Origin of the sequence: Shewanella dokdonensis, assembly GCF_018394335.1 — a bacterium.
GTDB classification, from domain to species: Bacteria; Pseudomonadota; Gammaproteobacteria; order Enterobacterales; family Shewanellaceae; genus Shewanella; species Shewanella dokdonensis.
Map to the genome: position 1 here is coordinate 182,361 of NZ_CP074572.1, position 24,600 is coordinate 206,960.

A 24,600-nucleotide genomic window follows, 5' to 3' on the forward strand; every position below is an offset into this window, starting at 1 on the left:
ACTTAAAACCTAATGGCACACTTCAAAACATCCCGATATGGTACTGTTCTGCCAGCAATTTAAGACTCATTGCCAGAGACATAGTCACCACCAGCGGACGAATGATTTTAGTGCCTTGCGTCAGCACCAGACGCGAGCCAAGAGTTGCGCCTAATGCCTGTCCTGCAAGCATAATAAGCCCCAGCAACCACACAACATTGCCGCCCACTGCAAAAAACAGCAGAGATGAGATATTAGTGGCGAAATTCAGCACCTTAGCATGTGCCGTAGCTTTGGCTATACCAAAACCGGCCAGGGCAACAAACCCTAAAGCAAAAAAGCTACCGGTTCCTGGGCCAAAAAAACCGTCATAGACACCAATTCCTAAGGCTACGGTAAAGGCAAAAACCGTGGGGGTTAATATCCGGGCGCGGTCACTATCGGCAATTTTCTTGGAAAATAAAAAATAACCACCAATGGCCAGGATCAGAAATGGCAATACCATTTTCAGAATATTGGCATCGATCATCTGTACTAAGGTGGTGCCAAGTGCCGCGCCCACCAGTGCACAAATGATCGCAAGCTTCATTTCACTGAGTTTCACCATGCCTTTGCGGACAAAATATACGCTGGCAAAAAACTGCCGCCGCAGGCCTGTAATTTGTTGGTCGCCAGTGCGGCTGCGGGCGATAAGCCAACCCACATCAGCGCAGGAATGGTCAACAACCCACCGCCACCCGCGATTGAATCAATAAAACCGGCGACTAACGCCACTAAAAATAAAATTAACGCCAATTGCAGGGTAAATTCGATTTCCATCTTGAGTTGTTGTCAGTATCAGGCAAGACCGTTATTAGACGGTGTTTCGCAGTAAAAGGCAAAGGGAACGACCACATAAAAAAGCCACCGATGTGGTGGCTCTTATGACGCTAGACAGCTCAATGGTGGCAATGCTCGTCGCATTCATGCTCATCGTCATCATCGGCGAATTCGTCACCATCCTGATGCTGCATAACCCCCAGCCATCGGTCATGCCATCAAATTCTGCTGCGAAATCATTTAATTCTGTTTCTTTCGCAACAATCGCGTCGTATTCCGGTACCATTTCTACCGAAACAATCACTTCCCACTTTTCAATTTCATCATTGAAATTGAGCTCAACATCATCGCTGTGGCCTGCGGCAGTTAAGTCTTCCAGTGCCGATTCAGCATCACGCTGATCTTCAAACACCAGGAAAAAATCTACCGCCATCGCACGGCTCAAATCCATGCCGGAATCGCTCATTGCTTGCAGCATTTGGCCATTATCATCATCAGGGAATTGCATCATTAATCCTCGTTCAGGCCGCAGCCACAACTTTTACCTGCTGGCCCTGGTATGACACCAGATCGCCGACCAGCAGTTTTTTGCGCTTTCGGGTTTCTATTTCGCCGTTAACGGTTACTAGACCTTCGGCGATGACATGTTTAGCTTCAGCGCCGTCCGCGCTTAGGCCTTCCGCTTTCAGCAGTTTATAAAGCTCAATAAACGCTTCATCCGCTCTGAGGGAAAATTCAGATATTTGTGACACTGGGGTTGCCTTATCAGAAAAACTGCCGCCGATTATAGCAATGGTGAGCATCGGCCGTCACTACGATTGCGCAGTGACCACACAATCCTCAGCCAATAAGCCAAAATGGCATTCATCCAGCCATTCACCAAAAATGCGGTGGTTATGGCGTAGCAAACCTTCCTGCCTAAAGCCACACTTTTGCAAAACCTTCGCGGATGCCAGATTGGCCGCGACACAACGGGCAACAAATTTATGCACATCCAGTTGCCCAATTGCCCACTGCAACATTAATTGTAATGCTGCTGTAGCGTAACCTTTTCCCTGTTGTCCTTGGGCCATCAAATAACCGACTTCCCACTGTTGAAGTGTTTCTTCGATCAAGCAAATGCCCATAAGCCCAAGGAAATCACCCGATGTGGATTCCACCACCAATGAAATCCACTCGCCACAGCCAGCGCTCAGGCCTTTACTACGTTGCTTGAAGCGTTCCCATAACACCGCTTCAGTATCAACTTCGCGAATATATTGGTTAAGTTGTTGATCCTGATTGAGTCTTAAAAAGGCTGGCCAATCCGACTCGACCATAAAACGCAGACTAACGCGCTCATTTAATGCTATTGCAGATGACAATAGTTAACTCTCCCACTAGACCAAATTACCGACAAATAGCATCAATTCCGCTATGAGTAAACGGCGAGAAACCTGCCGCCAAATGGCGGCTATATCCACTCAAGCCTGTTGCTGACTCGCAATCCAGCGATTGATCTTGGCTTCCATCACCGCCAGTGGTAGCGACCCCGAAGTCAGCAACTGTGTATGAAATGCTTTGAGATCAAATTTATCTCCTAACATCTGCTCGGCTTTATGTCGCAACTCCAGAATTTTCAATTGCCCGACTTTATAAGACAGCGCTTGTCCCGGGATAGCCATGTAACGCTCTACTTCGGCGATGATGTCACTCTCCGCCATCGGTGAGTTGTCTTTCATGTACTGAATGGCCTGTTCCCGTGTCCAGCCTTTAGCATGCATGCCAGTATCCACCACTAATCGCATGGCTCGCAGCATTTCATCAGACAGTTTGCCAAAATACTGATAGGGATCGTTAAACATGCCCATTTCAATGCCTAAATACTCGGCGTAAAGGGCCCAACCTTCTTCAAATGCGGTGTAACTGCCAAATCGCTGAAATTCCGGCACGCCAGATAGTTCCTGCTTGATAGAGATCTGAAAATGGTGGCCGGGGGATGCTTCATGCAAAGATAAGGTGGTCATGCCCCACTTCGGCTGTGCTCGCAGATTATAAGTGTTGATATAGAAAATCCCTGGACGGCTGCCATCCACAGCCGGAGCATCATAGGAAGCTCCAGCAGCAGATTGTTGGCGAAATGCTTCTACTGGTTTCACCACATAGTCGGCTTTGGGCATTACCGCAAAGTAATGAGGCAATACAGCGTTGATCCGCTGTTTAATCGCATCATAGCCCTTAATCAGCGCATCCGGTGTAGTGAAAAATATTGCGGTTCCGCTGACAGCGAGGCAAAAAACGCCGGTAAATCGCCATGGAAGCCCACTTGTTGCCTAACTTTATCCATCTCTTGGCGAATACGTGCAACTTCCTGCAAACCGATTTCATGGATCTGCGCAACAGGCATGGTGGTAGTTGTGTGATAATTGGCGAGGTATTGATACCAGGCTTTACCCTCCGGCAAATCCCAGAATCCAGCGGAATCTCTGGCCGCAGCCAAGTAGGTATTCTTGAAATAATCACGCAGTGATGTAAACGCCGGGCATAACTCATCAGCAATCATACTGCGATATTCTTTGGCAATTTTAGCCCGTTGTTCATCTGAAAAATGTTCAGGTAAATGCGTTACCGGAGCGTAAAAGATGCTAGCTTCTGGCGCACCGACCAACTGAGCATCTAATTGGGGAATAATGCGTTCCACCAGCACTTTTGGCAGCACGACTTTGGCATTGATGCCCTCATTCATGCGCTGTTGTGCCAATGTCATCCACTGTACAAAACCTTGTACACGCCGATGCCAGTCGGCATAGTCTTGTGGCGTTTTGAAGGGTTGCGCGCTTTCACCGCTCCCCAGTTGCACCATAGTGATGACAGTGCTGTAAAACTGGCTGATTGGCATCAAGTAACTAGGGAATCGTTCGCCAGCCAACGCCATCTTCCGGTCATAGATAAACATGTCATAACTGAGCTGCAACTGGGGCGATAACTTGCTCCGATCAAGCGCGGTGACCAACGCCAGATACTGACTATTGAGCCGATGATGGTCCTGCAAATACTGTGCAGTCAGCTCACCACCGAACTTTGCATTATAGTCGTTAACACCAACAAAAGTGGCGTAAAGAGGCTCTTGCTGCAGATACTCTTTAAAAATTGCTCAACAACATCCAGATATTGTTTGTCTACTGCTTGTGGTTGTGTTGCCGTGACCAATGATGAGGCGGCGATGGTTTTGGTACTAGCGTTACATGCAGTAGTCGTTAATAGCGCCAGAACGACTGCAGATAACATAACCCCTTTGTTCATTATGATAATTCTCCTAATACGACACCTTGTCGCTAAAGCTCCACTATACTTTGGAAACACCATCTTACGGGCGAGGTTCCATGATTTATTCATTCAGCAACTCCGGCTTTCGCGATCCAGAGACCGGGGTATACAACCAAACTTATTTCATGGAAGTTTTTCATCGCGAATGGTATCGACATTTACGTGAACAGCAAAGCCTAGCGTTACTCTATTTAGCGCCATTATTACCAGGATTGGTTAATCAACCACATCTGCTGGATTTTTTCACTGGCCGCATTCAAGCATCGTTATTAAGAGCCACAGACTTGCTCGCCAGACTCAACCAACAACTCTTTGCTGTGGGCTTATTTAACACCGATGAGATGGGAACCCGTACGGTCATCAACAGGATAAGTCATCAATTGCAGGCGTTTTCAGTGGAATACCGGCAACATCACGGGATTGGCCTAGATTATCGTCTTGCGGCTTGTTTATGTCTGCCCAATATGGACATAAAACCGGAATTGCTCTTTATTGAAGCAGAAAACCGCTGTATGAAGGGAGACAAGGACGCCGATGACGTACTGTTAACCATTGCGCGGAATTAACGTTATAACTTTCTGAATATAGATGATTTTCAATAGGCAAGAAAAAGCCCCTTACGGGGCTTTTCAACTTACAAAGAGACCTTGTAAATACGCGCCTTATCTTTGATATAGGCGATATAATTGGTCGCACTTTTGGTTGTCTTTTTATCTTTAGCAGCCAATTGAGCATAGCGATATGCTTCCTTGTACTGTTTCAAACTAAGATAGGACAACATCAGTTCATACTGTGCTTCACCTGGATTATCCAGACCAGCCTTAAGAGCCTGCTCAAGTACGGGGATAGATTCCTTATATTTCTGATCCAATGACAATAACCGTCCTTGTTTCAGATAAAGGGTTCCACTTGTACTTATAGACGCGGCTTGACCATAATAGCTAGCAGCATCTTTCAGATCTTTCGCCTGATGGAAGAAACCTGCCAGCATGCTGAGGTTTTTTTCATCCTTAGGTATTAAGCCACTCTTCATGTGCTTCTCGAGGATACGGGCACCACGATATGGTGACCCTTTAGAAGCCAACAGCTGACATAGACGGACAATATTCTCTGATTTTTCTAAGAAACCACCATCATAGGCGATTTCATAGGTAGCCAGAGAACGGTCATAGTCTTCTGTTAACAGATAGAGCTGCGCCAACTGTACCCACAGACGTTTATCGTCAGGGAACAGCGGTACCATAACCTCTAACACACCAACTGCATCTTTGTATTTTTTCAGGTTGAACAGTGATTGGAATTTCAGCTGATACAGACCCTTATCAGGTTTATCCATAACGGATATTCCTTCATTTACGGTTTTCAGCGCATTATCCCATTGCTGCATTTCAGTGTAAGCGATCGCCATACGACGATAGACAATTGCATCTTTCTTACAAGTGAAATTTATCCATTTCCGATAATAAGTAATGGCTTCCTTGTACTTTTTCTCCTGCAACAACAGATCAGAATAAAGCCGCAAGGTCGCAGCATGATCTACACCGCCCAACACATCAGCATCTACTGCAACTTTCAGGAACTTGATGGCTTTATCCATCTGGCCCTTTTCTGCGTAGAAGTTACCCAGCATACGGTCGACATAAGCTTTATCAAACTCGCCGCGTGGGTCAGCTTCCAGCAATGTTGCAATAGCATCATCCAGTTTGCCAGCCTGGTACGACTCAAAAGCCTTCTGGACTTTACGCGCAGATGATTCGCCGACAGCTTTGGACTGACGAAGGTCTATAGGACACTTTTCAGCTGCCACTGCGGCATTCATTACTACACTACCTGAAAAAGTCAGCAGTAAAGCTGCAGCAAGTTTTGTCACCTTATGCATCTTAGTTGCCTCCCTTGTTCAGCTTAAAGTCCAACTGAACTTTCTGACCAGGTTGTCTCTGGGGCTTGCCGTCAACAATCTTTGGTTTGTATTTCCACTTTCTCAGTGCACGGATCGCTTCGCGGTCAAAGATACGCTTAGGATCTGCGTCGATAACTTGTACATCATCAACACTACCGGTTTCTGTAATAGTGAAACTCAGCTGCACCCAACCTTCTTTACCATCCCGCATTGCAGCAATCGGATACTGTGCTTCGATACGCACGATAGGTGTCGCATCGCCATCACGAGTCATCATATTGCCCAGCTTAAATCCAGTGCTAGCAGGGCCTGAAGCAACCGCACCAAAACTGAAACTCATAGAAGTATCAATGTTGGATGAGTTATCAGGTGGCGTTTCATCCATCTGAGGCGGTTGCTCTGGTGGTGGTGGTGGTTTAGGGGTTTCTCTGACCTTCTTCTGCGCCTGGGAGTCCTGCTTATCCATTGTGATCTCAATGACCGGCGAGTCAGCGGAGGTGTCGGCACGTTTAGCGCCGCCACCAACCAGAGTAGCCATAAACCAAAACAGACCAAATGTAACAGCAGCACCAATAATGATAGATACTAGTGCTCTAAACATATCAGTCTTTCCCCGCAGATACTGAGATCTTGTCGATGCCAGCAGCTTTAACCTGATCCATGACACGAATAACCAAACCATGTTTGGCTTCTTTGTCTGCTTGGATCAATACCGCAGCTTCTGGTGCTTCCGCCAGCATACGTTCAACGTTTGCTGACACCCGTTCAATATCAACCTGACGGTTTTCCATCATGATCACGCCAGTCTTGCTGACGCCGATAAAGATGTTAGCCGATGGCTTCGAAGTCGCATGCGCCGCCTGAGGTTTGTTGTAGTCCAAACCGGATGGCTTCACAAACGACGTAGTTACGATGAAGAAGATCAACATAATGAACACGATGTCTAGCATCGGGGTCATATCGATCTGCGCTTCCTCGTCTATACTGGAATGCTTCTTACGTGCCATGTTAAATCTCTCTCTAGTGCTGAGGCAGTCTGTCTTTTAACTTTTCCATGCGGATCTTCATCTTGGCATCGAGACGAGTGCTAAAAAACACCCCTGACAATGCTGCCACCATTCCCGCCATAGTTGGCATAGTGGCTAATGAAATCCCCGCAGCCATTAGACGAGCATTACTCGTCCCTTGAACTGCCATCACATCGAACACTGATACCATCCCGGTTACGGTACCTAACAACCCGATCATCGGGCAGATAGCTACCAAGGTATTAATAATCAGCATACGAGCTCTAATATCTTGAGTTGCCTGGGACACCCAGGCCTCACGGATGCGGTGTGCATACCAAGAATGTCTGTCCTCTCTGGCATTCCATGAGGCTATGATCTGCTTATGAACTTTTGGTGCGACCCAATTGACGTACCAATAACGTTCAAGCATCAATGCCCACATAAGGAACAGCACAAGCGCTACCAACCAAAGGATATTTCCCCCGGCGGCCATGAAGCCCCTGACGGTTGCCCAAACGTCCATCAGGTATAGCATCATTAGTCAGCCCTCTTCTCAGCATGCATCGCGATCAGACCAGCACTCTGTTCTTCAATAATCTGAACAACGGATTTACTACGAGTTACGCACAAAGCATGAGCCAGCATCAGTGGCAACGCAGCAATCAGACCCTGAACGGTAGTTACCAGTGCCATAGAAATACCACCTGCCATCAGTTTTGGATCGCCAGTACCGAACAGCTGGATTGACTGGAAGGTTGCAATCATACCAGTTACGGTACCGAGCAGACCTAGCATTGGTGCAATCGCGGCCATTACTTTCAGGATAGAGATACGCGCTTCCAACGCTGGAGTTTCTTTCAGAATCGCTTCATCAAGTTTCAGTTCCAGAGTTTCAACATCGATATCTTTATTTTCGAAGTAAACTTTCAGTACACGACCCAGTGGGTTATTACCTGGTTTGTCGACATGCTTAGCTTGAGATTTAACTTTAGCGGCAGTAATAGACAGGGTAATCATACGTTCGATAGCGATCACCAGACCTAATGCCAGAACGCCCATGATGATGTAACCGATGATACCTGCAGATTCGATACGGTCTTCAAGGCTAGCTTTCTGAGTGAAGATGTTCAACAGAGCACCACGACCTGGATCAATATAAACCTTTGAAGTTCCAGAAGTTGTCTTTTCGAAGTCAGCAGCAGCGCTCACCATGTAACCTTCAGGCTGTTGAGACAGTTCCTGGATCAGGTTCAGGTTAGGATTCCAAACGACATACTTACCGTTAGCCAGCAAGTTGAAGGCACCGATACGAGTAATAGAGGTTGTTTTAACGTTACCGTCAATATCAGTGACAGAACCGTCAAACTTCACCACTTTACCGCTCTGGTTCATTTCAAACAGTTCTTCTTCCCAGAACTTTTCCAGTTCTTCAATTTTTGGCAACTGCTTACGCGCACCCAAATCAGCGATGAACTTGTCACGGCCTGGGTATTGAGCACTTACGTTAGAGTTGATCAGCTTACCAGCGAAATCGCCAGCTTCACCTTTAACTACACCGAACATTTCACCGAGGTCACCCTGAGCAGTTTTCAGATCATCTTCCAACTGGGCAATTTTGTGCTCGTTGTCGGTGAACTGTTTGTTCAGGTCTTCACCACGTTTCTTTTCGGCAGCCAGAGCATTTTTTTCACGCTGTAACAAAGCCGCTTTGTCACCACGTTCAGCCTGAAACTCAGCTTCACGCTTTGCATTAATCTTGCCCTGATCGACACGTTCAGTTTTGATTTGTTGCAGCAACTGATCAATGGTTTTTGGGGCATCAGCAGCGCTTACCATACCAGAGACCAGAGAGAAACTTGCAGCAACCAGCGCTGTAGTGATTAACTTCTTCATTATTTAGCAGCCTCCGCAGCTGGAATAGGTAACGCGAACAGATCCATAGCCCCTTGCTTACGGGCGATACGAATGCCTTTAGTGATGTCACGCAGATAGCTGTCATCCAGCTTATCCCAACCCTTAGTAGCGGTGTTGTACATCCAGGCAGTCTTCTGGTCCAAACTCTGTGCATACAGAGCTACGCGGCCCAAACGGAAGAAGTCAACCAGCACGTCTTTACCATCCAGATTCAGCTTACCGGTTTCTACGTCAACGAAGTTACCGTAATCACGCTCAATGCTGTAGGCATCTAAGATCATGCGGAATTTTTCGGCGAGAGTAACGTCGGCGCTATTCAGCAGATTTTTAAGATTCTCAACACGTTCATGACGATCTTCGCTTCTGAAAGGAAGATCTAGTGAAACGAATTTTTCCAGTGCTGTTACCATTTTGAACATTAAAGGCACAACACCCTGACGCAGTTTATCTACGCCATTAATGTCGTCCTGAATGCCCTTCATGGTATTATTTTGATCGGCAACCAGCGTTGCTAAATAGTCATTGTAGGCTTTCAGCGATTCTCGTTGATCTGCGACATTAGAATATTCAAACAGCATATCCTGAGCCTGATCAAAATACTTATCGATCTTCTTTTGAGACGCCGCAGCATCAGCATGGATCTGACCAGCTGCTTTTTGGGCATCAGCAAGAGGATCGGCAACAACTAAGTTGCTGCTGGCTAATGCCAGCGCGCCAACAAGCGCAGAAGCGATTTTGGTTCTATTGCTTACCTTGGACATAGTTCCCAACCAATTTGAAGTGAATAAACAGGTCAACTTATCGACGTTTTTGCTTTTACTTAGCTTTTATCGTCAATAAGTACATCTTTCTCTTGTGATTGTTAGATTTTTCTTCCCTTTCTATACCTTATAAAGGCATAGACCCGCAGGAATCATTTCATAAAATGTTGACCGGTGTCAACTAATGGACACGCTAAAAAACAGTGAAAATTTACCTGCTAAACATCACCTAAAATTACCGCATTAGGGGCAGAAGTTTCCTTTTGCCTAAACGCTGGCAATTGATAAAAGTGATGAAGGTGCCACGTTATACCGCAACACGACTCGCCAACATATTGAAATAAATTAATGTTGGCCAGTTAGCTGTGGATGGTAAACAACGCACAGTTGAGGATTGCACATTTAGTTACGTCGATGATGCGCCGCCATTCGCTTTACTCATGATGGCAATGGCACTGTCATCGCTTGCGCTCATGATCCCTATTGCTAACTACTATTGATTGACAAGCAAAGCCCGCATGCGTGCTAGATTGAGTTCAACTGCCGCTTTATTGGTATACTGCACAACCGTTAGCTTTTGTTAGAAGTTGGAGCCAATCTTGGGTTCCGATTCTTTTACTTTCGATAATAGAGGATGGCTGATGACTGTCACCCGAGGCTCCTGTTTATGTGGCGCTGTCACTTTTGAAATTGACGGACAGTTCGACCGATTTTTACTCTGTCATTGCAGCCGTTGCCGCAAGGATACTGGCTCCGCGCACGCCGCCAATCTGTTTTCGTTCAGTGCCAAACTGACATGGTTAAGTGGCGCGCAGGAAGTGAGCCATTTTCGGCTAACGGGGAGTCATCATGGAAAAAGTTTTTGCCGCCATTGTGGTTCAGCATTACCAACGCTACAGATGGATAATAAATTGTTGTTAGTGCCTGCTGGCTGTTTGGATACAGTTCCAAAGATAATGCCAGAAGCGCACATTTTTACTGACAGCAAAGCTCACTGGGAGCGCCATTTCGACAAGCTGCCCGCATTTCCTCAACTCCCTAAATAACCGTGTAACATCATGTTGAAAATCCGTGCTTACCAACAGGCTGATGCAGATGAGATTTATCGGTTGTTTTACCACACAGTACATATAGTCAATCGCCGCGACTACACATTGCGCCAACTGGCGGCATGGGCTCCCAGCGAGCAGCAATTCACCCATTATCTGATGTAAAAGCAGCTGTGTTTATCGTCTGATATTGGCTAACATCAGACGATAAACAACCAAGAAGCGCGAGAACCGATGTCAATGTTAGCTAATTTCTGCTTGATGGCTCGCTATAACCACTGGATGAACACCAAGTTATATGATGCGGCCGCAACGCTAACGCCCGCGCAATTACAACAACCTCGTGGTGCTTTTTTCGGTTCTATCATAGCAACATGCAACCATCTTTTAGTGGCCGACATTCTGTGGTTACAACGTTTTGCCAAGCACTATGGCAATGGCAAGCTAACCGCTGTAGCAGCGCTGACAACACCCACCCAGCTGGAGCAGATCCTTTATCCAGAATTACCAGCACTGAAAAGTCAACGACAGTGGCTGGATCAACAATTGTGCGACTGGGTGACAACGCTAGCGCCGCAGCAACTAGGTACTGTGCTGGTCTACCACAACAGTAAAGGCGTGCCACACCGTAAACCCTTCTCAGCAGTACTGCTGCATTTTTTCAACCATCAGACCCATCATCGAGGACAACTGACCACCTTGCTGTTTCAGGCAGGAATAGATGTAGGAGTCACGGATTTACTGGCCTTGATTGAAGATACAGATGCCTGATATAACGGCAGCAATGGCTGCTCATCCTTTTTAGCTCCAGGAACTGGTGACATGAGTAAAGATTATTTCTCGCATAAAGCACACATCTATGAACAGGACAACAACCGAGTTGATAACGTTGGCAATATCGCCTCGGCCATCAGCCAGCAGATAGAGCTCTCAGCACAGATGCACCTGCTAGATTTTGGCTCTGGCACTGGACTATTGTTGGAGCAGCTAGCACCACTGGTGGGTAAAATTACCGCGGTGGACATTTCAGCCTCAATGAATCAACAACTGTCTGAAAAGCGCGCCAAGCTGCCGTGCGAGCTGGAAATTATCCCAGCGAACTTGGAACAGGAGCAACTCCCCGGTCAATTTGATGGCATCATTTCGTCCATGACCATGCATCACATTCAAGATATTACGGCGATGTTTGCTAAGTTTCAGCGCATGGTAGTAGCCGGAGGCTTTATTGCCATTGCCGATTTAGATAAAGAAGATGGCAGTTTTCACACCGATGACACTGGCGTTCACCACTTCGGTTTCGAACATCAGGAAATCGCCACCGCAGCACGTAACGCCGGTTTTGTGGACGTGCAAATTCGCAATGTGAGTATTGCCCGCAAGCCCCAAGGGGATTACCCAGTATTTCTGTTAACGGGGCGATGTTCACAATGAATCACTTACCATGGCGTTTAACCCGTTTGCAACTACGTCCATTCCACACGGAAGACCTTGCCCATTTTTACCACTATCGTAGCGATCCTCGTGTCGCACGATTACAGGGCTGGCAGCCTTACAGTTTGGCCCAGTGTGAGACATTTATTGCCGAACAACGCGCATTGACCTTCCCTAAGGCGGATAGCTGGCAACAATTAGCCGTAGCACGCTTGGACGATGATCAGCTCTTAGGCGATGTGGGGATCTGGCTGGCAGACGATCTCTCGCAGGCAGAATTTGGCGTCAGCATCACTTATAACGCGCAAGGACAGGGATACGGCGGCGAGGTTGTTAACGGGGTCATCGCGTTATTGTTTGCCACTACGCCAGTACAACGCATTATTGCCTGTACAGATAAGCGCAATAGCGCTTGCATCCATGCGTTATCCCGCGCAGGAATGACGCTTGAACTCAGTCGTGAAGCGCAGTACAAAGGTGAGATATGTGAAGAGTTGCAGTTTGTCATCAGTCGCAAGGAAGTGCGACTACATGTTGTCACTGCATAGTGATTGGAAGTATTCAGCATGTTCACACTCAAGCAGCAAGTGCCGATTATCAGCCCAAGATTATTACTGCGCTCTTTTGTGACCTCAGATATTGCCACCATCGCAATGCTGGCAAATGATCGTGAGATAGCCGATAACACACTCAATATCCCCTACCCTTACAGCGAAGATGACGCGCGCTTGTGGCTAGAACTGCAAGCGCAGCAGACACAATGTGGCGACAGTTATTCCTGGGCCATCACGCTGCAAGATACTGGGGCGCTCATTGGTGCTATCAGTCTCACCCTACTGCAAGAACAACAAGCGGAAACTGGCTACTGGATTGGCCGGGAATTTCGTAACCAAGGGTATTGTTCAGAAGCACTACAGGCGTTAATACGTGTTGCCGCAGAGACTTATCACTTAACCAGTATCAGCGCAGTACATCTACGCAGTAATCCGGCATCAGGATGCGTTATGCGCCACGCGGGGATGCACCACCTTACTGAAGAGCAGCGCCCAGACAGCCAGGGAAATTGGGTGCCGGTGGAGATTTATAGCCTCGAATTAGCATCACGGTAGCACAAGCTAAAATATCCCCCACAACCATGACTGAATCTAGGCTTTAAAAACATCAAGCCGATATTGAACTGTCCAAGGTTGGTGCAACTTGGTTTCGGCCATTGGCTTTAGCGATATACAACCTCTTATCTGCGTCTCGAAACAAACTGTCCAGGTGACCATCCATGTGATTGATACCGCTGGCGACCCCAAAACTCGCGGTTATCTGAATCTGTTTGCTCTCAACCGTCAGCGGGTTATGTTCCAAAAGGGAACGGAGTTCTTCTGCATACTGGATAGCGTGAGACAAAGTGGTATCAGGCAACAGAATAGCAATCTCCTCACCGCCCCAACGCGCTAGGATATCGCCTTTGCGCTGCTGATGACTCAGCAAAACGGCGATGTGATTAAGTGCTTGATCGCCCACATGGTGGCCGTAGTTATCATTGATAGCCTTAAAATGATCAATATCCATCATTATAAAACTTACCGGCTTATTATGGTTTTCTGCTTGCTGCAAATATTGCCCGGCAATATCCTCAAATGCGCGACGATTATGTAGCCGCGTCAGCAGATCATGTGTTGCCAAGTACTGCGCGGTAATCCGCTCGCGTTCTATGTTGCGTAACCGATAAGCCAACACAGTTGCAAGGATCATCGCTTCGAAAACCACGCCAACTTCAGCGCCATGGAACCCCCAGAAGGTATAAGGAATAACTCCCCACACCGATAACGCACTGGCGAGTAGTCCTAACATACTGCAGCTGACCGCCAGTAACAGATAACGGGCATCCACGGAACGCGCAAGATTCACCAGCGCCACCAGTATCATGATCAAGGTCGTCAACGACACAAAGCTAAAGGCAATCCACGCCATTAACAGGTGCATCTGTAACGAGATAGCGATAATACTGCTGACTATTCCCACTGCCACATACAGCTTAAGTGTCCAAGTCAACCATGGTTGACTTTTGTTTAACTGCAGATAACTCGTTAAAAATATCAACCCACAGACACCATGTAACACCATAAAAAACAGTGTGCTGTAGTTTTGCATTTGTGGTGAATTAGGATAAAACCAGGGAAGGCAAAGCCTTCATAGCCGAGATTCATCACCACAAAACAGCCGATATAGAAGGAATAATAAAGCGCCACGACTTGCTTCAGGCTGATATATAACAGGACATTAAAACCGATAAGCGCCAGTAAAAAACCATATATCACGCCAATAACAACATGAGTCTTAATCTGCTGCGTACGCGCTTGCTCAATACCTGTAAGTGCGATGGGCAGCGTCAGCGGGTCAAGCGACTGTCCTCGAATAAAGATCTCACTCTGACCAGGCGGAATATCGACATCAAACATATAACCTATGGTTGGAACCAAATACTCACTTGCAGGCCCAGCATCTCCCGCATGCCAACTTTTGAGGAGTTGTCGCTGCCGCAACAGATAAACATCCACTGTTTCTACCCAAGTTTGCGCCGCAATCAAACTTTGCCGCACAGGTACCGATGAGGGATTCGTGACGGAGAGCCGTATCCAAGCAGCTTGGCGGTTGATGCCCAAAGTGAGAAATGGACGCGCCACCGCTGTATATTTTCCCTGTTGGAACCTTTGCTGAACTTGAGGCAATGATAGTGCCGTAGCACCGTCTTCCTGAAAATAACCTATCGCTGAGATGAATGGGGGCTGCGACTCGTATTCAGATGCATCTGCAGTTTGCCAGCAAAGCACCATCGCAAAGATGATAAGACTGCGAAACAGCATCATGGGTCAGTTAACGTTTCTTATGGCAAAGAGATACCTTAGTTTACGAACTAACAGATTAATCGCCAATAGCTGATTAACACTGGACTGAAAACAAGCGTTTTTATCCATAATTTTTGCTTGTTGATGCCCCAAAAGCATGCACTGATGGCGGAAAAAACAAGGTTGCAGGAAAAAACAGACCATCTTATCAGCTAACTAAGATGGTCTGTGGTTACCGCTGTTGTAGATTCACGTGGTATGACTAGGGAACGATAAAATCAAAGCGTGGATGACAACTAACACAATAGTTTTCAGATTTCTGATGGACATGGTGGCAGTTAGTACAATTGGTTTCTGTACCAAAGTGGCGGTTGTTATGTGGATTGGTTGGTTGCAGATCTTTGGTTTTCTGAGCCAACTTTTCAGTGTTATGGCACTGCACACATTTCATCATGGTCACCGCTTCACGAGGTTGAGCATTGCCATGACAAGAGGCACATTTGACCCCTTTAGCAAAGTGAACCTGATCCAGCAGCACGTCACTTTTGGCCATAGAACTTCCAGCAAACACAGTCAAGGCAATCGCTAACAACATTTTGAATAAATTAAAATTCTTCATTTTGATTTTTCCATTTTTCTCATTCGGTAATACGCACCTAATGCTTAGGCACCCCTATTGCTAACACTGTGCTACAGGCTGGCGACGTATTTGCCAGCAAGATAGCCAAAGGTGTAGCAACGACCGAGCGATAAACCAAACACAGTTAACGGATAGTCAACACCACCGTAGAAGCCGCCGCCGAGGTTACCCACAATAAATAGCCCGTCGATCTTCTTACCATCGGCATCCAATACCTGATGGTTTTCATTAACCAAAATACCGGAGCAGATGGCTGAAATACGTACGCGACGATGGATACCGTAGAATGGCGGTTTCAATACTGGCGCCATACGACTTGCGGTCTTACCGAAATCGTCATCTTTGCCTTTTTTGCACAGTTCGTTGTAACGATTAACGCTCGCCACAAAGGTTTTAGGATCACATTCCAACTTCACCGCCAGTTCTTCCAAAGTATTGGCCTTGTAAGTGTTGGTGATGGAGGGGAATACACCTTTTTCTCCCCAGCTTCTTCCGGCATATAGATTTTCAGTTCTTCAGGAGAATACAGGTGACCAGGCCAGTCTTTTGCTTGTGTCATGTAGTTGGAGTCAAATACCTGAGAGTAATGACCCGCATTCTTTTCATCCCGCAAGTAGTTATTCAGCAATGACATTTCTACCGCTTCATTGACGAAACGTTCCCCCTTACGATTGACCGCAAGGAATGGCATATCACACATTGACGCTGGCCCCGCATCAAAGTCATGCAGCATCTTAGTGTGACCTACAGGTTCGATAACACCGCCAGCCCAGTAAGCCATGGCAAAACCGTCACCGGTACGATCCATCTGTTTACGTTCAAAGTTTTTCAGATCTGGGATAAAAAAGTCGCACATCGCTTTATTGTTCTGGTAATCCCCAGAAGACAAGATCACGCCTTTCTTTGCCATGTATTTATGATATTTACCGTCACGACTCTGCGCGATAACACCAATAACGCGGCCTGAGGCTTCTTGGATCAGCTGTTGTGCTGGCATGTTAAAGAAGAACTTAACGCCAGCTTTTTCAGCGGTTTTAGCCAAAGCTCGCATCCCATCACCAGTGGTGTAAGGTTTAGGGCCACAGAAAGAGGTGATAAAGTTCAGCCGGTCGCCTTTATCAGCAATACCGTGAATGCCATGTTGTGGGCCAGTGCCCTGATCCACAATTTGTGCGCCACTTTTTTAGCTCGGTCAATAACCCAAGAGACCGCTTCCCCAGAGTTGTAGGCCCATTTTCTGATAAGACCAGGATGGGAACGGTGCGCATTATCCGCCATCAGGCGATTAACCAGCGCTTCAACAGCCGATTTATCACTGTTTTTTAGATCAACCCCAGACCCCGTATTACCTTGGGAAACGGGCATAGCTTGTTTTTGCAGACACGCCACAGACGCGCCGGCTTCACGCGCAGATAACGCCGCTGGCACCCCAGATGCCCCGGCGCCAACCACCACCACATCAAAGGTTTGTGTGGACGCAATATCTGCGTCAGCAATCATTTTAGGTTTTGGTAAAAATTCTAGTGTTGCCCCACCAATCTCAGCATATGTCTGCCCAACAACAAGTGGATCAGCACTGGCGGCCCCGATACCCAGGCCAGCAAACGCTAAACCCCCGGTGCCAACGGCCATACGACTAAGAAAGGTTCGCCGTGAAATACCGTTTTGTAAAACACTGGCAGTATATTGGTCGAATTCTGGTTGTTCCTGAGAATGGTCTTTACTCATATTGGGCTCCTTTACTCATTTTCATTCCCCCTAGACTCACGTAGTAAACAGTGATTACTGTTATTAATGACGTTGTCTTTGGTCATAACTGCATATGATTTTCTTGTTAAAAAAACCGAAATGAGATTGTGTGAACAGCTTAAAATTCACACATTCTGCAAACATTTTTAAATATATTACATATTATATTTTACCAAAAGAATGATGATTTCTGTCTTTGCAGAGCTTCGCAAAAACGTCCATTTTGCGAGCAGCTATTCAAAAGATTTCATTTGATTTCATGAATATAAAAAAGTTAATCGTTCATCACAGAACCAAGCTACTGATGCCGCTACGGGCAGAAAGGTTTTACAAAGGAACACTATGTTTTATGTTGATGTGGCATTAACATTGTGGAATAACCAAAGAGCGTAAATGCCCCGAAATGATCTGGGGTAATAGACAGACAAAACATTGCATTAACATATTGTTATAGCGTTATATACTGTATTGCATAACGATTTATCAGTGATCGTTTACTAAAAATAACGCCCATGTACACTCTGTCTAATATCTGTATCTCATTGATATAGTTTCCATTACTTGAAATAGGAAGCAAATGAATACCATAGGTTTACTCGGCGGGATGAGCTGGGAAAGTACCCAAAGCTACTATCGATTGATCAATCAAGGGGTGAATGCCAAGCTAGGTGGTCTGCATTCAGCGCAATTAGTGCTGTATAGCGTTGATTTTTCACCAATAGAGCAGTTACAACAACAAGGTGACTGGCAGGCAGCCGCCCGTATTTTAAGCCAAGCAGCACGCAACATAGAACAAGCGGGAGCCAACGCGCTGCTCATCTGCACCAACACCATGCATATAGTCGCCGATGACATTGCCGCAGCAGTCAATATTCCCATACTCCATATTGCCGATGCCACTGGCGAGGTATTACAGCAACAAGGCATAAAAACCGTTGGATTACTAGGCACGGCTTTCACTATGGAGCAGCCATTTTATCGAGAGCGATTACAGCAGAAATTTGGGCTTGATGTGCTCATCCCTGCATCACCGCAGCGGCAGCGAGTGCATCAGGTGATTTATGAGGAACTTTGTGCCGGTAAAATACTGCCTGCCTCAAAAGCGGCTTATCTCAACATTATTGCCGAATTAGGCAAGCGCGGTGCCCAAGCCGTCATCCTCGGCTGTACTGAAATCGGGTTATTGGTGCAACAGCAAGATACCGATATACCACTACTGGACACCACCGCAATTCATGCCGCCAAAGCTGTAGAGTTTGCACTGAATTCAACATCACCACGGGAGTAAATGACTCAAATGTTCGGAACGCATGATCTCGCGCTATTTATGCTATCAGGTTTACTGCTGAATCTAGTTCCCGGGCCAGATTCGTTATTGATCATCAGTAAAAGTGCTTCTCGTGGTTGGCGTGCCGGTTGTGTGGCGGCATTGGGGATTGGCAACGGGTTACTGGTACATATTTTGGCTGCGGCGCTGGGGCTGTCGGCAATTCTTGCCAGTTCAGCAACGGCATTCACCATTGTCAAAATTATCGGTGCTATTTATCTGATCTATATCGGCATAAAAGCGCTGCTACAAAAAGCAAAGGCCTCTAACATCGATATGACGCAGCCGCAGATGGTGCTCGGTGAAAGTATGTGGCAAACCTATGTTCAGGGCTTTTTACCAATGCCCTTAATCCTAAAGTGGCCCTGTTCTTTTTAGCTTTTGTGCCACAGTTTATCAGCCAAGATGCTGACCATAAGGCGTTAGCTTTTATGTTCCTCGGGCTGATTTTTGAGTTTAACAGCATGCTTTACTGCTTATCGTTAGCCGTGCTGGCAGATATGGCAGGTAAACGTTTGAAGGGACGGCAACAGTTAGGCCATCTACTCAACAAATTGGTTGGAACCTTGTTTGTATCCCTAGGCATTAAGCTGGCACTGGCGAGTCGCGGCTAAAGCAACACTTTTAGACCGCCCCACCCGCCAGCGAGTTTGTTGTATCATGTATCCATTTCTGGCGGTGGGCCATGTTTTCCCACCAGAGGTGTTTGCATGAAACTGCTTAAAATTTGTCTCGCATTAGGATGCTTAGTCGGCTCATTGTCCGTCAATGCGCAATCTGCGCCTATCGTCCAGATCCAGTCTGGGCGCATTGCGGGGTTGCAACAGCAAGGCGTAGATATTTTCCTAGGGATCCCCTACGCCAAACCCCCTGTAGGTGACCTGCGCTGGCAACGCCCGTTAACCGCCAGCGCATGGCGTGGTATCCGGCAAGCCACCAGCTTCGGTGCCAGCTGCATGCAAGCGCCGTTACCGGGTGACGCAGCCCCCTTGCCAGATAACTACAGCGAAGACTGTCTGACTTTAAATATCTGGCGTCCCAGCCACTTTAAAGGGCCAACCCCGGTCATGGTCTGGGTTCACGGTGGTGGTTTTGTTAATGGTGGTAGTGCCTCCCCGGTATATGATGGTGCCGCGTTTGCCCGTGCTGGCGTGATCTTTGTCAGTTTTAATTATCGACTTGGACGACTGGGATTTTTTGCCCATCCGGCAATGGATGGCACTATGTTCGTCGGAAATTTTGGTCTGACCGATCAGATAAAAGCCTTACGTTGGGTACAGGACAATATCATTCAGTTCGGCGGCGACCCACGCAATGTCACCTTGTTTGGTGAATCTGCCGGAGGTTACAGCATTAATGCACTGTTAAGCAGCCGGTTTGGTCGTGATCTGTTTCAAAAAGCAATTATACAATCCGGTAATGGGCGTCATAGCCTTGCCGGAGAGCAGACATGGCAACAGGCAAAAGCGGTTGGCGTAGCCTTTGCCACTGCGCATGGCATTAATGGTACAGACAAAGCAGCACTACAGGCGTTACGAGCGCTGCCAGCCACAGAAGTGACTGGCGACCTGAATATGTGGAATATGGGACAAAACCGTGCCACCTATTCGGGTCCAATGATTGACGGACAAGTTGTAGAAAAAGAACCGCAGGATGCCTATCAACGGGGCGATTTTGCAAGAGTGCCATTGTTAGTCGGGGCCAACAGCGCAGATTTAGGGTTTGTAATGACTCAGCCCACCAATCGTGCAGCAGTGTTGGCACAATTTGGTAGCGCAGCCGAAGCTGCCGCCACCGCCTATGCCAATGTTGCCGATAAAAATGCACTAGCTTACCAGGTTGCCATGCAGAAAATGATGCTGGAACCAGCACGCTTTGTGGCTCGCACCTTTGCTGAAAAAATACCCCCGTGTGGCAATACCGTTTTGGTTATGTCGCCCAGCATCAGCAAGCAACCTGGGCAGGCGCACCACATGCTAGTGAAATTCCGTTTATCTTTAATACGCTGTCAGCGGTATATGGCGACAAGATTACGGCTGAGGATCAGCAAGTAGCCAATATGATGCAGCAATACTGGGTTAATTTTGCAAAAAATGCCAATCCTAACAGCACTTCATTACCAGAATGGCAGCAATATCAGCAAGCATCTGATCGTCTCTTGTGGATTGCTCCGCAAGGCGTAAGTGCCACACAAAGCCTAACCGACCCACAACAATCACAGTTGGATTTGGTCGAAAAACTACAGCAATAGTAGCGTTAAGCACGTAAGTACATAAAAAAGGCCACCCGGGTTAGGGGTGGCCAAAAACTGGGACTGATCATCCTTGATATTGCAGATAGCAACGATGAGTAAAACTACCAGTTAACACGACCACTCATTGGGGTCGTAATTTGCCAAAACTTTGGCATAACCAGCATTCAAACCACGAGTGGAGTAATAATAACCTTCACCCTTTTCATTTATGGCGTAAGCCACATCACAACACTCAGGATCTGCGGCCAGTTGCTCCCGCAAGGCGTTCTGTCCTTCGCTATCAAGCTCATAAGGCTTGTACTGCAGAATAGACTCCTCAACGACCGCATTGTGCCGACAACTGGCATCGCGGATTTGCTGCACCAACGTTGGTAACACTTCACCACGTCGGATGGCTAACCAGCGATTAGCATAACTCTCCACAATATGTTTTCTTGAGAAGAAATAATGCTCATCAGCAGATTGCCGCATACAGATGTCCGTAAATTCAGGTGCCAGTACTAACTCAATATACTGTCCAACAACATCTTCATCTTCAGGCTCTTCTTCCTGACCGATGACCGCTGCCACTTGTGGCAGGGTCACCAGTTTTCCGTGTTGACTAAAGAGTCTGATGTATTTCACCAGATCCTGCATAGTCGATTACTCCGGTAACAAACCTTTAGCTTCCAGTTTGTCAGCCGCGTAACCCAGGCCAAACTTCTCAAGGGTCGCACGAGTAGGAATACCTGTTTCACTATCCCAACCCCAGGATTCATAGAACATACCCAGTGCCTTCTGGATATCATCACGATCCATTTTGATGGTACCTTGATCACCGAAGTTCTTATCTGCATCCACATCGTAAACCCAGTCAGACAACACATCATGATCAAGGCGCAGGTTGGTAGAGTTCATTTCAAGAGCAGTGAAGGCACGGTGCAACTGCACAGTACGTTCGGCCATGATATCCAACTCTTCTTCAGAGACCTTATTACCAGTCACCAAGCTGTACATCTGCGCTTCAATGGTACTGTCACCACGATAATTCTTGTCTTTATCTGGAGAAATTATCAATGGGAATACCCAGTTACAGATAGTTAATGAATCGTGCAATACGTTTTTAACCACACACCATTTAGCAAAGTTAACCTTACCTTGGTTGATTGGGGTATACCACTTCACTGGGTCAAAGGCACCTTCACCAAATTTTTCTGCGCAAACTTCTGCCAGAATATCATGAGGTAAACCACCGTTAACCACGTTGATGTGAGAGTGACACATTGGATCGCGGTTAAAGATAACGTTGATCAATGTACCCACCTGGCTAGCACATTCACTGGCGTGGTGCAGGGCATGACGCATACTGCGGTTAAACAGATGTACATCATGTTCGGCATAAATGTTCCAGTTACCAATGGCATCATTAGTACCATCCAGTTTCCAAATATCAATATAGGAAACAGGATCGCCCATCATTCTACCCAAACCGTTTGGATGTGAGTATGAGTCTGGGAACGCTACACGTTTGTACAAATCAACAAGGAATTCTGGTTCATTATTGTCCCATAGTTCCCATGGTACATCGGCAAATTCTTCTGGGGTTAGCAGATCTTTAAATATGTCGGCCTTTTTCATGACCTTAAACATGTGGTGAGTCAGACCATAACCAGAGAAAATACCGTAATCATCACGCAGGTATGCGCCCGCAGTTGCAGTCAAGGCAAACTGTTCAGTACCAGAAGTGGTTGGCATCAAGTAGTTGCCCCAAATGAAGCCACCACAAGTATTGGTAATATATTCAGATTTGAATTTAAACCGGCTCTTTAACTCAGGTACTTTCATTTCGCAGTAGCAGCGGATTGGGCAAGCATGGCAACCGCCCATGCGCTTCAGCCATTTGTTGGTGTATTCCACCCCAACATACATTTCTGCCATTGAACAGCGGTAACCGATACGGTTCCGTTCATTCCAAGCGACTTCACCCAGTTCAACAGGTTCATCAGCCGCACCCCATTTGATAGCATCACGGGCTTTCCAGCGGCTACCGGAACTTGAGTATTCTGCCCAAGATTGTGGAGTAGATGGCACAACGTTGTTGTTGTTAGAACCAATAATGCCCAGGATATGATCGTCCAGCGCACGCATATCATCGCGAGACGCTTTAATACGACAAGTACCAGTACCACGAACCCCAACACCTTTCAGGTTTTTGGAGCCCATTACGGCACCGTGACCACCCGCAGCATGGCCGCCTGGAGTCATGAAGCCTGACATAGGTACCAGGTTTTCACCTGCTTGGCCGATGGAGAATACTTGCGCATCCTGGCCCATCAATTTGTTCAATTCAGCGTTACTATCAAAGGTACCTTTACCCCAGATAGCTGTAGCAGATTCGATGCTGACTTTATCGTCTTCGATACGGATCCATACTGGAGAATTAGCCTTGCCCACAACAGCCAGCGCATCATAGCCAGCGTATTTGAATTCAGGGCCAATATGTCCACCAACGTGACCATCGGTGATCAGGTGTCCTGGTGTAGCTGGGCTCCGAGAAGTCACCGTCATACGCCCTGAACAGATAACCCCTGAACCGGTCAAAGGCCCAATAGAGTAGACAATCACGTTTTCAGGATCGGTACCCAGTTGTCCATCGACATGGTGATCCCACAGGATCTTATAGCCGATACCGGAACCACCAAGATAGTCGAGATATTTTTCTGTGGGCTCGGTCCAAATTTCGCTGGTGGTTAAATTTACCCACAAAACTTTACCAGCCCAGCCGCCGTAATTCATAGCCATTTGTTTTACCTCTTATCCGACCAAACCGGTATAGTTGTTATATATATCCAATGCGTCTTCAGCTTCTTCCCAGGTATAAAACTTAATTGCGCCAGTAGTACATACTTGTGCACAATTAGGATCTCCTGACACAGATCACATTTAACGGATTTCATTTTACTGCGAACAACTTTAATTGTTTGCTGCGGACATTTGTCTGCACAATAACCACACCCAACGCAAAGTGATTCATCCACTTCTCTGGCGCCAGTTTTTTCATTAATTGAAATAGCCTTTTGTGGGCATACTTCCATACAGACATTACATTGATGGCATGTTTGTGGTACCAGTGTAAAATCACCACCTTCACCACGCTGGTCATAATAATTTGATTGAACGCCATGTGGACCGTAGTTCATATTATGAGCTACTTTAACCCGGGCAATTGTTGGTCCGCAATCGCCTTCATGGTTCCAGCCACAAGCGGCTTCACAGCGGCGGCAACCAACACAAAGTATTGGATTTACAACCATTAATCCGCCTGGCATAACAACGACTTGACCGCCGTCATCTTTACCGCCATTGTCATTGTTATTGTCGCTACCGCAACCTGTTAAAAAGCTGATGAGTGTACCGCTGTATACTGTACCAACAGCGACTCCCATGCTACCTTTCAGCATTCCTCGTCTGGTGATCATCTTATTTCCCTTTATTAGCTAAAGAAATATAATTAAAATATGCATCCTGATATATCCCGACGACTAATACTAACGATATTAAAAGTTCTTTTTCCTTACCCAGGTCACAGTTAGCAACTTTCACATTATTTTAAACAGCCCTTTGCAATAGCTATCAAATTTG

At 46.7% G+C, this 24,600-nt stretch carries 22 protein-coding genes and 7 pseudogenes; 11 read left to right on the forward strand and 18 right to left on the reverse strand.

The features are described 5' to 3' along the window. Nucleotides 1-22: 22 nt before the first annotated feature. From KHX94_RS00900 to KHX94_RS00920, 5 genes and pseudogenes are all read right to left on the reverse strand, one after another. Nucleotides 23-798, reverse strand: a pseudogene (locus tag KHX94_RS00900) (TSUP family transporter). 119 nt (nucleotides 799-917) lie between these two features. Further along, a pseudogene (locus tag KHX94_RS00905) lies at nucleotides 918-1,306 on the reverse strand (ribonuclease E inhibitor RraB). Nucleotides 1,307-1,319: 13 nt separating this feature from the next. Next, entirely contained in the window at nucleotides 1,320-1,550 is a 231-nt protein-coding gene (locus tag KHX94_RS00910) for an RNA-binding S4 domain-containing protein (protein ID WP_213682021.1), read from the reverse strand. A 60-nt stretch (nucleotides 1,551-1,610) separates the two neighbouring features. Then, a complete protein-coding gene (locus KHX94_RS00915) occupies nucleotides 1,611-2,162 on the reverse strand; it encodes a GNAT family N-acetyltransferase (RefSeq protein ID WP_213682022.1) in 552 nt (183 codons plus the stop codon). A 99-nt stretch (nucleotides 2,163-2,261) separates the two neighbouring features. Next, nucleotides 2,262-4,080 (reverse strand): annotated as a pseudogene (locus KHX94_RS00920) (DUF885 domain-containing protein). A gap of 80 nt (nucleotides 4,081-4,160) precedes the next feature. Here KHX94_RS00920 and KHX94_RS00925 point away from each other — a divergent pair. Continuing rightward, nucleotides 4,161-4,670: a nucleotidyl cyclase domain-containing protein gene (locus tag KHX94_RS00925; protein WP_213682023.1), complete on the forward strand. Its 510-nt coding sequence runs from the start codon at nucleotides 4,161-4,163 to the stop codon at nucleotides 4,668-4,670. A gap of 68 nt (nucleotides 4,671-4,738) precedes the next feature. On the opposite strand, the gene KHX94_RS00930 is transcribed toward KHX94_RS00925, so the two are convergent. Genes KHX94_RS00930 through KHX94_RS00955 form a run of 6 tightly spaced genes read right to left on the reverse strand, consistent with a single transcriptional unit; the run spans nucleotide 4,739 to nucleotide 9,689 of the window. Next, entirely contained in the window at nucleotides 4,739-5,983 is a 1,245-nt protein-coding gene (locus KHX94_RS00930; RefSeq protein ID WP_213682024.1) for a tetratricopeptide repeat protein, read from the reverse strand. A 1-nt stretch (nucleotide 5,984) separates the two neighbouring features. Continuing rightward, nucleotides 5,985-6,605, reverse strand: a complete 621-nt coding sequence (locus tag KHX94_RS00935) for an energy transducer TonB (protein ID WP_213682025.1) — start codon at nucleotides 6,603-6,605, stop codon at nucleotides 5,985-5,987. 1 nt (nucleotide 6,606) lies between these two features. Then, nucleotides 6,607-7,011, reverse strand: coding sequence for an ExbD/TolR family protein (locus KHX94_RS00940; RefSeq protein WP_213682026.1), 405 nt, complete (start codon nucleotides 7,009-7,011; stop codon nucleotides 6,607-6,609). 13 nt (nucleotides 7,012-7,024) lie between these two features. Then, nucleotides 7,025-7,552: a MotA/TolQ/ExbB proton channel family protein gene (locus KHX94_RS00945; protein ID WP_213682027.1), complete on the reverse strand. Its 528-nt coding sequence runs from the start codon at nucleotides 7,550-7,552 to the stop codon at nucleotides 7,025-7,027. After that, complete coding sequence (locus tag KHX94_RS00950; protein ID WP_213682028.1) at nucleotides 7,552-8,907, reverse strand: MotA/TolQ/ExbB proton channel family protein; 1,356 nt, start codon at nucleotides 8,905-8,907, stop codon at nucleotides 7,552-7,554. The genes KHX94_RS00945 and KHX94_RS00950 overlap by 1 nt, the downstream gene beginning before the upstream one ends. Next, the gene (locus KHX94_RS00955; RefSeq protein ID WP_213682029.1) at nucleotides 8,907-9,689 is read right to left on the reverse strand and encodes a DUF3450 domain-containing protein; all 783 of its coding nucleotides are present in this window, start codon (nucleotides 9,687-9,689) and stop codon (nucleotides 8,907-8,909) included. Before KHX94_RS00955 ends, KHX94_RS00950 begins: the two co-directional genes overlap by 1 nt. 641 nt (nucleotides 9,690-10,330) lie before the next feature. On the opposite strand from KHX94_RS00955, the gene KHX94_RS00960 reads away from it, so the two are divergent. The 6 genes from KHX94_RS00960 to KHX94_RS00985 all read left to right on the forward strand — a co-directional run bounded on the left by KHX94_RS00960 (nucleotide 10,331) and on the right by KHX94_RS00985 (nucleotide 13,278). Further along, the gene (locus KHX94_RS00960) at nucleotides 10,331-10,735 is read left to right on the forward strand and encodes a GFA family protein (RefSeq protein WP_213682030.1); all 405 of its coding nucleotides are present in this window, start codon (nucleotides 10,331-10,333) and stop codon (nucleotides 10,733-10,735) included. A 12-nt stretch (nucleotides 10,736-10,747) separates the two neighbouring features. After that, entirely contained in the window at nucleotides 10,748-10,903 is a 156-nt protein-coding gene (locus tag KHX94_RS00965; RefSeq protein WP_213682031.1) for a GNAT family protein, read from the forward strand. 69 nt (nucleotides 10,904-10,972) lie between these two features. Next, nucleotides 10,973-11,509 (forward strand): DinB family protein, encoded by a 537-nt coding sequence (locus tag KHX94_RS00970; RefSeq protein ID WP_213682032.1) that lies wholly within the window; start codon nucleotides 10,973-10,975, stop codon nucleotides 11,507-11,509. Between the two features lie 51 nt (nucleotides 11,510-11,560). Beyond that, on the forward strand, nucleotides 11,561-12,169 hold the full coding sequence (locus KHX94_RS00975) for a class I SAM-dependent DNA methyltransferase (RefSeq protein ID WP_213682033.1): 609 nt from the start codon (nucleotides 11,561-11,563) through the stop codon (nucleotides 12,167-12,169). Further along, complete coding sequence (locus tag KHX94_RS00980; RefSeq protein WP_213682034.1) at nucleotides 12,166-12,717, forward strand: GNAT family N-acetyltransferase; 552 nt, start codon at nucleotides 12,166-12,168, stop codon at nucleotides 12,715-12,717. Before KHX94_RS00975 ends, KHX94_RS00980 begins: the two co-directional genes overlap by 4 nt. Nucleotides 12,718-12,735: 18 nt before the next feature. Further along, nucleotides 12,736-13,278, forward strand: coding sequence for a GNAT family N-acetyltransferase (locus tag KHX94_RS00985; protein WP_213682035.1), 543 nt, complete (start codon nucleotides 12,736-12,738; stop codon nucleotides 13,276-13,278). A 52-nt stretch (nucleotides 13,279-13,330) separates the two neighbouring features. On the opposite strand, the gene KHX94_RS21635 is transcribed toward KHX94_RS00985, so the two are convergent. The 4 genes and pseudogenes from KHX94_RS21635 to KHX94_RS01005 form a co-directional block, all read right to left on the reverse strand. Beyond that, nucleotides 13,331-13,915 carry a GGDEF domain-containing protein gene (locus KHX94_RS21635; RefSeq protein WP_425314055.1) on the reverse strand — a complete coding sequence of 195 codons (585 nt, stop codon included), beginning with the start codon at nucleotides 13,913-13,915 and terminating at the stop codon, nucleotides 13,331-13,333. 30 nt (nucleotides 13,916-13,945) lie between these two features. Then, nucleotides 13,946-15,030, reverse strand: a pseudogene (locus KHX94_RS00995) (7TMR-DISM family protein); the annotation flags it as partial. 241 nt (nucleotides 15,031-15,271) lie between these two features. Continuing rightward, a complete protein-coding gene (locus KHX94_RS01000) occupies nucleotides 15,272-15,628 on the reverse strand; it encodes a cytochrome c3 family protein (protein WP_213682038.1) in 357 nt (118 codons plus the stop codon). Nucleotides 15,629-15,699: 71 nt separating this feature from the next. Next, nucleotides 15,700-17,377 (reverse strand): annotated as a pseudogene (locus KHX94_RS01005) (FAD-dependent oxidoreductase). 598 nt (nucleotides 17,378-17,975) lie between these two features. On the opposite strand from KHX94_RS01005, the gene KHX94_RS01010 reads away from it, so the two are divergent. The 4 genes and pseudogenes from KHX94_RS01010 (at nucleotide 17,976) to KHX94_RS20020 (ending at nucleotide 20,976) form a co-directional block, all read left to right on the forward strand. After that, the gene (locus KHX94_RS01010; RefSeq protein ID WP_213682039.1) at nucleotides 17,976-18,686 is read left to right on the forward strand and encodes an aspartate/glutamate racemase family protein; all 711 of its coding nucleotides are present in this window, start codon (nucleotides 17,976-17,978) and stop codon (nucleotides 18,684-18,686) included. 39 nt (nucleotides 18,687-18,725) lie between these two features. Continuing rightward, nucleotides 18,726-19,339, forward strand: a pseudogene (locus KHX94_RS01015) (LysE family translocator). A 96-nt stretch (nucleotides 19,340-19,435) separates the two neighbouring features. Continuing rightward, nucleotides 19,436-20,491: pseudogene (locus KHX94_RS01020) on the forward strand (carboxylesterase/lipase family protein); the annotation flags it as partial. Nucleotides 20,492-20,634: 143 nt separating this feature from the next. After that, on the forward strand, nucleotides 20,635-20,976 hold the full coding sequence (locus KHX94_RS20020) for a carboxylesterase family protein (protein ID WP_244859275.1): 342 nt from the start codon (nucleotides 20,635-20,637) through the stop codon (nucleotides 20,974-20,976). Nucleotides 20,977-21,087: 111 nt separating this feature from the next. On the opposite strand, the gene KHX94_RS01030 is transcribed toward KHX94_RS20020, so the two are convergent. The 3 genes from KHX94_RS01030 to KHX94_RS01040 are packed head-to-tail and all read right to left on the reverse strand — an operon-like array spanning nucleotide 21,088 to nucleotide 24,437. Continuing rightward, nucleotides 21,088-21,615: a hypothetical protein gene (locus KHX94_RS01030; RefSeq protein WP_213682041.1), complete on the reverse strand. Its 528-nt coding sequence runs from the start codon at nucleotides 21,613-21,615 to the stop codon at nucleotides 21,088-21,090. A gap of 6 nt (nucleotides 21,616-21,621) precedes the next feature. Continuing rightward, nucleotides 21,622-23,760: an aldehyde ferredoxin oxidoreductase gene (locus KHX94_RS01035; protein WP_213682042.1), complete on the reverse strand. Its 2,139-nt coding sequence runs from the start codon at nucleotides 23,758-23,760 to the stop codon at nucleotides 21,622-21,624. A 5-nt stretch (nucleotides 23,761-23,765) separates the two neighbouring features. Continuing rightward, nucleotides 23,766-24,437, reverse strand: a complete 672-nt coding sequence (locus KHX94_RS01040) for a 4Fe-4S dicluster domain-containing protein (RefSeq protein ID WP_244859276.1) — start codon at nucleotides 24,435-24,437, stop codon at nucleotides 23,766-23,768. Between the last annotated feature and the right edge of the window lie 163 nt (nucleotides 24,438-24,600).